Genomic DNA, 11,884 nt, shown 5'->3' with positions numbered 1-11,884 from the left:
CAGCGCGCCGTGGAAGCCCCCGGCACCGACCCGGCCACCAGCGCCGCACTGGCCGCCGACACCCCCGCCGCCCTCGCCCTGCTGCGCGAGGGCGCGCTGGCCGTCCACGGCCGGGTCACCGACGCCTCCAACGCCGTTCTCTACTGCACCGCCACGCTGGACGGCGTCACCGCCCCCTGCGTGTACAAGCCCGTCGCCGGCGAACGCCCGCTGTGGGACTTCCCCGACGGCACCCTGGCCGGCCGGGAGATCGCCGCCCACGAGGTCTCCGCCGCCACCGGCTGGCAGCTGATCCCGCCGACCGTCCTGCGCGACGGCCCGGCCGGCCCCGGCATGGTCCAGCTGTGGATCGAACCCGACCCGGACGCCCCCGAACTCCTCGACCTCCAGCCCCTGGACGGGCCCGCCGACGGCTGGCTCCCCATCGTCCGCGCCGAGGTCGACGCCGGACGCCAGGCCTGGCTGGTGCACCGCGACGACGAACGGCTGCGCCGGCTCGCCGTGCTGGACGCCGTCCTCAACAACGCCGACCGCAAGGGCGGCCACTGGCTGCCCGCCGCAGACGGCCGGATCTACGGCATCGACCACGGCGTCACCTTCCACACCGAGCCCAAACTCCGCACCCTGCTGTGGGGCTGGGCCGACCGCCCGCTCACCGCCGAGGCCCTCGACGTCCTCGGCAGGCTCGCCACCGACCTCGACGGCGCCCTCGGCGAGCGGTTGCGCCCGCACCTGACCCCCGTCGAACTCGACGCGCTGCGGGCCCGGACCGGCGCGCTGCTGGCCTCCGGACGGCATCCGCTGCCGTCGGCTGACTGGCCGTCTATTCCCTGGCCGCCGGTCTGATACCGATCCGAAACAGAGAACAAGCGGAATCAAGCCGATCATGCCAACAGGTTGGTCTTTCAAATCAGTGCACGGTTAGAGTCGGTGCCATGCATGCCTGGCCCACTTCCGAGGTTCCCGCCCTGCCCGGTCAGGGGCTTCCCCTGCGCATTTACGACACCGCCACGAGCAGTGTCCGAGAGGTCGTTCCCACCGGCCCGACCGCCCGGCTCTACGTCTGCGGCATTACCCCTTACGACGCGACCCACCTGGGCCACGCAGCCACCTACAACACCTTCGACCTGGTCCAGCGGGTCTGGAAGGACGCCGGCCACGACGTCCTGTACGTCCAGAACGTCACCGACGTCGACGACCCGCTCCTGGAGCGCGCCGTCGCCACCGGCCAGGACTGGACCGAACTCGCGGCCCGCGAAACCGCGCTGTTCCGCGAGGACATGACCGCGCTGCGGATGCTCCCGCCCGCGCACTACATCGGCGCCGTCGAATCCATCCCGTGGATCGTCCCGCTGGTGCAGCAGCTGCTCGCCTCCGGCGCCGCCTACGAGGTCGACGGCGACATCTACTTCTCCGTCGAGTCCGACCCGCACTTCGGCGAGGTCTCCGGGCTCACCCGCGAACAGATGCTGCCGATCTTCGCCGAACGCGGCGGCGACCCCGAGCGCCCCGGCAAGAAGAACCCCCTCGACGCGCTGCTCTGGCTCGCCGCCCGCCCCGGCGAACCCGCCTGGGACACCGAACTCGGCCACGGCCGGCCCGGCTGGCACATCGAGTGCGTCGCCATCGCGCTCAAGTACCTCGGCATGGAGTTCGACCTCCAGGGCGGCGGCAGCGACCTGTCCTTCCCGCACCACGAGATGGGCGCCTCGCACGCCCAGGTCGCCCTCGGCACCCACCCCTACGCCCGCGCCTACGTGCACGCCGGGATGGTCGGCCTCGACGGCCACAAGATGTCCAAGTCCCGCGGCAACCTGGTGTTCGTCTCGGCCCTGCGACGCGACGGCATCGACCCCGCCGCGATCAGGCTCGCGCTGCTCGCCCACCACTACCGCAGCGACTGGGAATGGACGGCCGAGGACCTCGACACCGCCCTCACCCGCCTCGCCACCTGGCGCGCAGCGGTCTCCCGCCCCGACGGCCCCCCGGCCACCGCACTGCTCGCCGAGCTCCGCGAGGCCCTCGCCAACGACCTCGACGCCCCTGCGGCCCTCGCCGCGGTGGACCGCTGGGCGGCGACCGCCCACGCGGACGGCGGCGAGGACACCGGCGCCCCGGGCCTGGTCTCCCGCGCGGTCGACGCGCTCCTGGGCGTAGCCCTGTAGAAGGCAGGTGGGTGCGAAGACAGGGGCGCGTGGGGGCACCTCCCAGCCCCCTAGGGCTGGGGGAGAACTGCGCGAAGCGGAAGGCACCCAACAGTCAGATCGGCCCGAGGACAGAACCACCGTCCTCGGGCCGATCCGCTGTGCGGCTACTCGTCTTCCTCGTCCTTGGGCCGTTCCGTCGCGTGCCCAGTGATGGGCTTCTCGCCCTTCGGCCCCTGGTTCTCGCGGCGCCGCAGGTACCTCTCGAATTCGCGGGCGATCGCGTCCCCGGATGCCTCCGGCAACTCCGCGGTGTCCTGCGCCTCTTCCAACTGCTGCACGTACTCCGCGACTTCGGAGTCCTCCGCGGCGAGCTGGTCGACGCCGAGCTGCCAGGCGCGGGCGTCGTCGGCGAGTTCGCCCGGGGGGATGCGGAGGTCGAGGAGGTCTTCCAGCTTGTTGATCAGGGCCAGGGTGGCCTTGGGGTTGGGCGGCTGGGAGACGTAGTGCGGGACGGCGGCCCAGAAGGTGACGGCGGGGACGCCGGCGTGGGCGCAGGCCTCCTGGAGGACGCCGACGATGCCGGTGGGGCCCTCGTAGCGGCTCTCTTCGAGGTCGAGGCTGCGGGCCACCGTCGCGTCGGAGGTGACACCGGAGACCGGGACCGGCCGGGTGTGCGGGGTGTCGCCCAGCAGCGCGCCCAGGACGACGACCAGTTCGACGCCCAACTCGTGGGCGAAGCCGAGCAGTTCGTTGCAGTAGGAGCGCCAGCGCATGCTGGGCTCGATGCCGCGGACGAGCACCAGGTCGCGCGGCTTGGGCTCGGTGACCCGGACCACCGAGAGTCTGGTGGTGGGCCAGGTGATCCGGCGGACTCCGCCGTCGAGCCAGATGGTGGGCCGGTTGACCTGGAAGTCGTAGTAGTCCTCGGCGTCGAGCGCGGCGAACACCTTGCCGCCCCAGGTCTCGTCGAGGTGTCCGAGCGCGGCGGAGGCCGCGTCGCCGGCGTCGTTCCAGCCCTCGAAGGCGCAGATCATCACCGGGTCGATCAACTCGGGCAGGTCTTCCAGCTCGATCACCCGGCATCTCCCTCCGTGCGTGGCGGGGGCACTGCCGCCCCCAGGTCCCTACCTGCCCAGCCTACGGGCTTTGAATGCCACCCGTGGCCGGGCAAGGGGCCCAAGCGTACGCCGTGAGCGGACGGGCACCGGGTCTCAGTCGACGGGTTCGGCGCAGGCGATGGTCGGGTTCATGGCGAGGGTGCCGGGCGGGGCGGGGATGGTGAAGGAGACGGTGGCCTCCTCGGGACAGGTGTGCTCGGTGCTGCCCTTGAGGCTGACGGTCTGCTTGACGTACTCCTTGTCGACCTTGTACTCGGGCTTGTGGTCGCCCTTCCCGTCGCAGCGTGTCTCGGCGACGCTGTCGGAGCCGCTGGCGCTCTTGACGGCGTAGACGCAGTCGCCCACGACGATGCCCACTCCGCCGCCACCGCCGGGGTCGCCCGGGTGCGGGTCGTGCAGGTTGCGCAGGCAGGCCCAGGCCGACTTGTTGCGGGCGACGTTGGTGAGCGCGTTCTGGGTGAGGTCGAGGGCGACGTCGGTGCCGTCGGGGCAGTCCGCGCCGTGCGGGAGGGCGGCGGCGACGCCGGTCAGGGTGCCGCTGCGCTTGGTGACCTTGGCCTCGGCGTTCGGGCTGTCGCAGGGCACCATCTCGTAGTGCGAGGTGGTGCCGCTGCCGCCCGGGTTGAGGGCGCGGGCGCATTTGCCCTCGGCGAAGTACGAGTCGTCGAGCTGCGGGGTCGACGGGGTACTGGCGGCGGGGGTCGGGGCGGTGGTCGAGACGGTGGGGGAGGGGCTGGGCGGCGGTGCGGCCTTGGCGTGCTTGGCAGGTTCGCAGCCGACCAGGAGCAGGCCGGCGGTGAGCAGCGCCAGTCCGGTTCCGGCGGTGCGCAGGAGTGTGCGGGGCATATGGTTCCTCCGTGCCCGAGTGGTGTGCGGCGGGCGGCGTTGCTGCCCAACCCGCCTGGAAATGCCGGGCTTTGGTCAACGCTACCTTGACGGGCCGTCAGGTCGGCGGGGGGATCTCCGCCGTGGTCGGCGCGCCCGTTCGCGGTTCCCCGCCCGAACCACCAGGCTGATCCGCAGAGATGGTTCCGTCTATCGGATTTACCGTTCTGCGAGGGGAGAAGGCCATGAAGGCAGCTGTGGTCCGGGACTTCACCGAGCCGCTGGAGATCGAGGAACGTGAGGTGCCGACCCCGGCGCCGCACCAGGTGCTGGTCAGGATCGAGTGCTCCGGCCTGTGCCACACCGACATTCACGCCGCCCGCGGCGACTGGCCGGTCAAGCCGTCCCCGCCGTTCGTGCCCGGCCACGAGGGCGTGGGCATCGTGGAGGCGGCCGGTTCGAACGTCCGGCACGTCGAGGTCGGCCAACGGGTCGCCATCCCGTGGCTGGCCGACGCCTGCGGACGCTGCGACTACTGCGTCACCGGCTGGGAGACGCTCTGCCTGTCCCAGCACAACTCCGGCTACTCGGTGGACGGCGCCTACGCCGAGTACGCCCTCGCGCACGGCGACTACGTGGTGCCCGTCCCCGACGGCGTGGACCCGATGGACGCCGCCCCGCTGTCCTGCGCGGGCGTCACCACGTACAAGGCGGTCAAGCTGGCCGGCGCCCGGCCCGGCACCCGGGTGCTGATCTCGGGCATCGGCGGCCTCGGCCACCTCGCGCTCCAGTACGCGCGGATCTTCGGCGCCGAGACCGTCGCGGTGGACATCACCGACGACAAACTGAAGCTCGCCGAGGACCTCGGCGCCGACCACGTCATCGACGCCCGCACCCAGGACGTCGCGCAAGAGGTGCACAAGCTCGGCGGCGCCGACGCCGCCGTCTCACTGGCCGTCAGCAACGCGTCCTTCCGCGCCGCCTACGACTCGCTGCGCCGCGGCGGCACCCTCGTACTGGTCGCGCTTCCCGCGGAGGGCGAGCTGACGCTGCCGGTGTTCGAGACGGTGCTGAACGGCACCAAGGTGATCGGCTCGATCGTCGGCACCCGGCAGGACCTCGCGGAGGTGTTCCGGCTGCACGGGCTGGGCCGCACCAAGGTGATCCGGGAGACCCGCAAGCTGGAGGACGTCAACTCCTGCTTCGAGGACGTGCTCGCGGGCAGGGTCTCGGCCCGCTTGGTGTTCGACCTGCGCTGACCCCAGCGGCGGAGAGGGGGACGGGATACCCGTCCCCCCCGACGACACCGCGTCAGGCAGAAGCCCGCCCGGTCATCAGGGCGGTGATCTCCGCGGCGAGTTCCGGGCCGAGCTCGCCCCAGCCCTCCTTGTAGCCGTACACGCCGGCCAGGGTGCGGGCCTCGTAGTCGCCGTTCAGTACCTCGATGTCCTCGGCGGTGATCAGCGACGGGTGGGCGACGCCGAGCGCCGAGGAGACCTTCGTCAACTCCTTGCGCAGGGTGCGCAGGTAGACCGCCGCCCGGGCCGACTTGGAGACCGGGTCCACGCCGCGGGCCAGCCACGGGTTCTGGGTGGCGATGCCGGTCGGGCACTTGTCGGTGTGGCACTTCTGGGCCTGGATGCAGCCGATCGACAGCATCGCCTCGCGCGCCACGTTGATCATGTCGGCGCCCAGCGCGAACGCCACCGCCGCGTTCTCCGGCAGGCCGAGCTTGCCGGAGGCGATGAACGTCAGCTCGTCGGTCAGCCCCAGCTCCGCGAAGGTGCCGTAGACCCGGGAGAAGCCCATCCGGAACGGCAGGGACACCGAGTCCGCGAACATCCGCGGCGCCGCACCGGTGCCGCCCTCGCCGCCGTCGATCGTCACGAAGTCGACGCCCCGGTCGCCGCGCGCCATCCGCTCGGCCAGCTCCTGCCAGAAGTCCAGCTCGCCGACGGCGCTCTTGATGCCGACCGGCAGGCCGGTCTCGGCGGCCAGCAGCTCGACGAAGTCCAGCATCGAGTCCACGTCGCCGAACGCCGAGTGCCGCGACGGCGAGGCGCAGTCCTCGCCCACGGGTATGCCGCGGATCTTCGCGATCTCGGGCGTCACCTTCGCGCCCGGCAGCATGCCGCCCAGGCCCGGCTTGGCGCCCTGCGACAGCTTGATCTCGATCGCCCGGACCGGCGCCCCCGCCACCACGTCCTTGAGCTTGTCGAGGTTGAAGGTGCCGTCCTCGTTGCGGCAGCCGAAGTACGAGGTGCCGAGCTGGAGCACCAGGTCGGCGCCGTTGCGGTGGTACGGCGACAGGCCGCCCTCACCGGTGTTGTGCATCGCGCCGGCCTGCGCCGCGCCCTTGTTCAGCGCGGTGATGGCCGCGCCGGAGAGCGAGCCGAAGCTCATCGCGGAGATGTTCACCACGCTGCCCGGCCGGAACGCCTTGGCCCGCCCGCGCGGCCCGCCCAGCACCTTGGCCGACGGCAGCGGCGCCTGCGGGTCGTGCCCGTCCGGCAGCGGCCCGGCAAAGGTGCGCTGCTTCAGGTAGGCGCGGCCCTGCGCCTGAGCGACGTCCACCTCGGTGCCGAACCCGAAGTAGTTGTTCTCCTCCTTGGCGGAGGCATAGATCCAGCTCCGCTGGTCACGGCTGAACGGCCGCTCCTCCTCGTTGGAGGTCACGATGTACTGCCGCAGCTCCGGCCCGATCGTCTCCAGCGCGTACCGGGCGTGCCCGAGCACCGGGAAGTTCCTCAGCAGTGCGTGCTTCTTCTGGAGCAGGTCGCGGGCGGCGAGCGCCGCCACCGCGGCGGCGGCTGCCGCCGCGCCGATCTTCCGGGCTTGCATGGACGTTCGTTCCTCCTGGGTGCCGGCCCCGTCCCCACGCGGCGGTGCCGGGAGCGATGCTAGGAAACCCTCCGGACCGTCCCGCGCACCGGGGGCCGGAGGGCCGGATCGCACCAGGTCAGAGGCACCAGCCGTCCCGGTACGCCGCCCAGTGGTCCGGGGTCGCCGCGAAGTCCACGTACAGCGCCAGCCCGAAGTTCTGCCGCGAGCCCGGGCCGAGCGCGAGGCGGGCGCCGCGGACGGCGGCGCGGACCGTTTCGGCGTCGCCCCGGTGGGCCGGGGTGTCGTCCCAGTACGCGGGCAGACCCATCAGCAGATCGGTCCCCGGCGGGGTGTTGGCCAGCGCCAGCTCGGTCTGCCGGGCGACGTAGCCGCCGTACAGCGACTCCACCGGCATCGAGGTGTCGTAGGACATCACCGCGACCTGGTCGACCCGCCGCGCGGCCTGCGCGAAGTACCCGGCGCTCCACCACTTGCCGTGGTCGGTGAGCGCGAAGGTCACCCGGCCGATCATCGGGACGGGCTCGATCTGCGGCGCGGCGATGGACAGCGGCACGCCCCTGGCGGCGGTCAGCGCGTGCACCTGGTCGAGCAGCGCGAGGAACCCGGGGGAGTCGTTGTGCACCGGTTCCAGGTCGAAGTGGACGCCGTCGAAGCCCAGGTCGAGGACCTGTTTCGCGGAGGCGGTGATCCGCTCCCGCACGTCCGGCCGGTCCAGGTGCAGGCCGACCTTCTCCGGCGCGACCACGTCGCCCAGCCAGGACTGGATCCGCACCCCCGGCATCGCGGCCCGGGCCCGCTCCAGGAAGCCGGCCACCCCCGGGGCCAGCTTCGGATCGAGCGAACCGTCGTGCTCCAGCGGGCCGGTGTGCACGTACAGGTCGTGGATGCCGGTGCCGCGCACCCGCGACGCCAGCATCGTCAGATCGGCGTCGGTGCGCCGCCCGTCCACCCAGGCGTGGCCCAGCCAGATCGCGTCCCGGCCGCGGGTGCGGGCGTCGACCGCCGGGTCGCCGGAGTAGTACCAGCGCAGCGCCAGCCCTGCGCCCACCACCGGCACCACCAGCATCGCGAGCACCACCAGGCACGCCGTCACCACCCGGCGGCGCCGGGTCCAGCGGGTGCGGCGGCTCCAACGGCGACGCGCCCGGGCGGGCACCGTCCGCCATACGGACGGCCCAAGGGCACGGACACGGTGACGCCACCTGCTCGAACGCGATGAAGCGGGCATGGATGGGCTCCCTTCCGGTGGATGGGGACGCCCACGATGCGAAATGGGTTCCATCGCACCGCCGTCGGGCGGATACCCTGACCGGGTGCGTCCCCGGTCAAGGGGGGCCGCATAGCCGACAGCCGTCGCACTCAGGGAGCAGCCTCATGGCCACCGTTGTATCCGCGTCCACCCAGCAGGACCGCGCCACCGCCTTGCGCGAGGCCCTCGCCACCCGGGTGGTGGTAGCCGACGGAGCGATGGGCACGATGCTCCAGGCCCAGGAGCCGACGCTGGAGGACTTCCAGCAGCTCGAGGGCTGCAACGAGGTCCTCAACCTGACCCGCCCCGACATCGTCCGCTCGGTGCACGACGCGTACTTCGCGGTCGGCGTGGACTGCGTGGAGACCAACACCTTCGGCGCCAACCACTCGGCGCTCGGCGAGTACGACATCTCCGACCGGATCTTCGAGCTGTCCGAGGCCGGCGCCCGGATCGCCCGCGAGACCGCCGACGAGTACACCGCCAAGGACGGCCGCACCCGCTGGGTGCTCGGCTCGATCGGCCCCGGCACCAAGCTGCCGACGCTCGGCCACACCACCTTCGAGACGGTCCGCGAGGGCTTCCGGCAGAACGCGGCCGGCCTGATCGCGGGCGGCGCCGACGCCCTGCTGGTCGAGACCAGCCAGGACCTGCTGCAGACCAAGGCCTCCGTGCTGGGCTGCAAGGACGCCCTCGCCGAGGCAGGCCTGGACCTGCCGGTGCTGGCGCAGGTCACGGTGGAGACCACCGGCACCATGCTGCTGGGCTCGGAGATCGGCGCGGCGCTGACCGCGCTGGAGCCGCTCTCCATCGACTTCATCGGCATGAACTGCGCCACCGGCCCCGCCGAGATGAGCGAGCACCTGCGCTACCTGGCGAAGAACGCCAAGATCGGCCTGTCCTGCATGCCGAACGCGGGCCTGCCGGTGCTCACCAAGGACGGCGCCCACTACCCGCTCAGCCCCGCCGAACTCGCCGACGCGCACGAGGCGTTCGTCCGGGACTACGGCCTTTCGCTGGTCGGCGGCTGCTGCGGCACCACCCCCGAGCACCTGCGCCAGGTCGTCGAGCGGGTGCAGGGCCGGCCGATCACGCCGCGCGAGCCGAAGCCCGAGCCGGCCGCCGCCTCGCTGTACCAGGCGGTGCCGTTCCGGCAGGACACCTCGTACCTGGCGATCGGCGAGCGCACCAACGCCAACGGCTCGAAGAAGTTCCGCGAGGCGATGCTCGCCGCCGACTGGCAGACCTGCGTGGAGATCGCCCGCGAGCAGATCCGCGAGGGCGCCCACCTGCTCGACCTGTGCGTGGACTACGTGGGCCGCGACGGCGTCGCCGACATGAAGGAGATCGCCGGCCGCCTCGCCACCGCCTCCACCCTGCCGATCGTGCTCGACTCCACCGAGCCGCCGGTGCTCCGGGCCGGCCTGGAGATGCTCGGCGGCCGCGCGGTGCTGAACTCCGTCAACTACGAGGACGGCGACGGCCCCGACACCCGCTTCGGCAAGATCGCCGCACTCGCCCGCGAGCACGGCGCCGGCCTGATCGCCCTCACCATCGACGAGGACGGCCAGGCCCGCACCGCCGACAAGAAGGTCGCCATCGCCGAGCGGCTGATCGAGCAGCTGGGCCGCGAGTACGGCATCCACGAGAGCTCGATCCTGGTCGACTGCCTGGCCTTCACCCTGGCCACCGGCCAGGAGGAGTCCCGCCGCGACGGCATCGAGACCATCGAGGCGATCCGCGAACTCAAGCGCCGCCACCCGGACGTGCAGACCACCCTGGGCCTGTCCAACATCTCCTTCGGCCTCAACCCGGCCGCCCGGCAGGTCGTCAACTCGGTCTTCCTGCACGAGTGCGTGGAGGCCGGCCTGGACTCCGCGATCGTGCACGCCGCGAAGATCCTCCCGATGAACCGCATCCCCGAGGACCGCCGGCAGACCGCCCTCGACCTCGTGTACGACCGCCGCAGCGAGGGCTACGACCCGCTGCAGAAGCTGCTCCAGCTGTTCGAGGGCGTCTCCGCCGCCTCCAGCGCCGCCTCCAAGGCCGAGGAGCTCGCCGCCCTCCCGCTGGAGGAACGCCTGCAGCGCCGCATCATCGACGGCGAACGCAACGGCCTGGAGGCCGACCTGGACGCCGCGCTGACCGAGCGCCCGGCGCTGGAGATCATCAACGACACACTGCTGTCCGGCATGAAGGTGGTCGGCGAACTGTTCGGCTCCGGCGAGATGCAGCTGCCGTTCGTGCTGCAGTCCGCCGAGGTGATGAAGGCCGCGGTGGCCCACCTGGAGCCGCACATGGAGAAGTCCGACAGCGAGGGCAAGGGCACCATCGTGCTGGCCACCGTCAAGGGCGACGTCCACGACATCGGCAAGAACCTGGTCGACATCATCCTGTCCAACAACGGCTACAACGTGGTCAACATCGGCATCAAGCAGCCGGTGTCGGCGATCGTCGAGGCCGCCCAGGAGCACAAGGCCGACGTGATCGGCATGTCCGGCCTGCTGGTCAAGTCCACGGTGATCATGAAGGAGAACCTGGAGGAGCTCAACCAGCGCGGCCTGGCCGCCGACTTCCCGGTGATCCTCGGCGGCGCCGCCCTCACCCGCGCCTACGTCGAGCAGGACCTGCACGAGGTCTACGACGGCGAGGTCCGCTACGCCCGCGACGCCTTCGAGGGCCTGCGGCTGATGGACGCCCTGATCGGCGTCAAGCGCGGCGTCCCCGGCGTCGTCCTGCCGGAGCTGCGCAAGCGCCGGCACGCCCGGGTCGAGGTCGAGGAGCCGGAGGAGGTCAACCTCGGCCAGATCCGCTCCGACGTGGCCGTCGACAACCGCGTCCCCACTCCGCCGTTCTGGGGCGACCGGATCATCAAGGGCATCCCGTTCCAGGACTACGCCTCCTGGCTCGACGAGGACGCCCTGTTCAAGGGCCAGTGGGGCCTCAAGGGCGGCCGCTCCGGAGGGCCGTCGTACGAGGAGCTGGTGGAGACCGAGGGCCGCCCGCGCCTGCGCGGCTGGCTGGACCGCCTGCAGACCGAGGGCTGGCTGGAGCCCGCCGTCGTCTACGGCTACTTCCCGGCCAACTCCAAGGGCGACGACCTGATCCTCTACCGCGAGGACGGCTCCGAACTGACCCGGTTCACCTTCCCCCGCCAGCGCCGCGGCCGCCGCCTGTGCCTGGCCGACTTCTTCCGCCCGGAGGAGAGCGGCGAGCGCGACGTGGTCGGCCTCCAGGTGGTCACCATGGGCAACCGGATCTCCGAGGCCGCGAACGAGCTGTTCGCCGGCAACTCCTACCGCGACTACCTCGAACTGCACGGCCTGTCCGTGCAGTTGGCCGAGGCACTGGCCGAGTTCTGGCACGCCCGGGTCCGCTACGAGCTCGGCTTCGGCGACGAGGACCCGCAGGACGTCAAGGACATGTTCGCGCTCAAGTACCGCGGCGCGCGCTTCTCGCTCGGCTATGGCGCCTGCCCGAACCTGGAGGACCGCGCCAAGATCGCCGAACTGCTCAGGCCCGAACGGGTCGGGGTGATCCTCTCCGAGGAGTACCAGCTGCACCCCGAGCAGTCCACCGACGCCATCGTCCTGCACCACCCCGAGGCCAAGTACTTCAACGCCCGGTAGAACACTTCCACCACAGATCATCCGTTCGCCCCGCAGGCGCCCGGTGCAATCCGCCCCGGCGGGCGTATTCTT

At 71.7% G+C, this 11,884-nt stretch carries 8 protein-coding genes; 4 read left to right on the top strand and 4 right to left on the bottom strand.

All coding sequences use genetic code 11. From position 1 onward, the window contains the following. The first annotated feature begins 9 nt into the window (after positions 1–9). Together ACFYST_RS22215 and mshC are read left to right on the top strand one after the other, a co-directional pair. Positions 10–846 carry an SCO1664 family protein gene (locus tag ACFYST_RS22215; RefSeq protein ID WP_387864803.1) on the top strand — a complete coding sequence of 279 codons (837 nt, stop codon included), beginning with the start codon at positions 10–12 and terminating at the stop codon, positions 844–846. Positions 847–935: 89 nt separating this feature from the next. Then, entirely contained in the window at positions 936–2,165 is a 1,230-nt protein-coding gene (mshC, locus tag ACFYST_RS22210; RefSeq protein WP_387634046.1) for a cysteine--1-D-myo-inosityl 2-amino-2-deoxy-alpha-D-glucopyranoside ligase, read from the top strand. A 146-nt stretch (positions 2,166–2,311) separates the two neighbouring features. Here mshC and ACFYST_RS22205 read toward each other — a convergent pair whose 3' ends face one another. Both ACFYST_RS22205 and ACFYST_RS22200 read right to left on the bottom strand, forming a co-directional pair. Further along, positions 2,312–3,223, bottom strand: a complete 912-nt coding sequence (locus ACFYST_RS22205; RefSeq protein WP_387634044.1) for a PAC2 family protein — start codon at positions 3,221–3,223, stop codon at positions 2,312–2,314. Between the two features lie 135 nt (positions 3,224–3,358). Then, entirely contained in the window at positions 3,359–4,111 is a 753-nt protein-coding gene (locus ACFYST_RS22200) for a hypothetical protein (RefSeq protein WP_387864751.1), read from the bottom strand. A gap of 224 nt (positions 4,112–4,335) precedes the next feature. Here ACFYST_RS22200 and adhP point away from each other — a divergent pair, with 224 nt between their 5' ends. Further along, positions 4,336–5,349: an alcohol dehydrogenase AdhP gene (gene adhP / locus ACFYST_RS22195; protein ID WP_387864749.1), complete on the top strand. Its 1,014-nt coding sequence runs from the start codon at positions 4,336–4,338 to the stop codon at positions 5,347–5,349. A gap of 52 nt (positions 5,350–5,401) precedes the next feature. Here adhP and ACFYST_RS22190 read toward each other — a convergent pair whose 3' ends face one another. Further along, positions 5,402–6,931, bottom strand: coding sequence for an FMN-binding glutamate synthase family protein (locus ACFYST_RS22190; protein ID WP_387864747.1), 1,530 nt, complete (start codon positions 6,929–6,931; stop codon positions 5,402–5,404). 118 nt (positions 6,932–7,049) lie between these two features. Continuing rightward, positions 7,050–8,090 (bottom strand): hypothetical protein, encoded by a 1,041-nt coding sequence (locus ACFYST_RS22185; RefSeq protein ID WP_387864745.1) that lies wholly within the window; start codon positions 8,088–8,090, stop codon positions 7,050–7,052. A gap of 218 nt (positions 8,091–8,308) precedes the next feature. Here ACFYST_RS22185 and metH point away from each other — a divergent pair, with 218 nt between their 5' ends. Next, positions 8,309–11,812: a methionine synthase gene (gene metH, locus ACFYST_RS22180; RefSeq protein ID WP_387864742.1), complete on the top strand. Its 3,504-nt coding sequence runs from the start codon at positions 8,309–8,311 to the stop codon at positions 11,810–11,812. Positions 11,813–11,884: the final 72 nt, after the last annotated feature.

The organism is Kitasatospora sp. NPDC004614 (genome assembly GCF_042873675.1).
Lineage (GTDB): Bacteria > Actinomycetota > Actinomycetes > Streptomycetales > Streptomycetaceae > Kitasatospora.
The sequence above is the reverse complement of the archived record's forward strand: the minus strand, read 5'-3'. Positions and strand labels throughout refer to the sequence as shown.

Coding starts and splice junctions, on each gene's coding strand:
- adhP (WP_387864749.1), top strand. CDS start 4,336: ATGAAGGCAGCTGTGGTCCGGGACTTCACCGAGCCGCTGGAGATCGAG.
- ACFYST_RS22190 (WP_387864747.1), bottom strand. CDS start 6,931: ATGCAAGCCCGGAAGATCGGCGCGGCGGCAGCCGCCGCCGCGGTGGCG.
- ACFYST_RS22200 (WP_387864751.1), bottom strand. CDS start 4,111: ATGCCCCGCACACTCCTGCGCACCGCCGGAACCGGACTGGCGCTGCTC.
- metH (WP_387864742.1), top strand. CDS start 8,309: ATGGCCACCGTTGTATCCGCGTCCACCCAGCAGGACCGCGCCACCGCC.
- mshC (WP_387634046.1), top strand. CDS start 936: ATGCATGCCTGGCCCACTTCCGAGGTTCCCGCCCTGCCCGGTCAGGGG.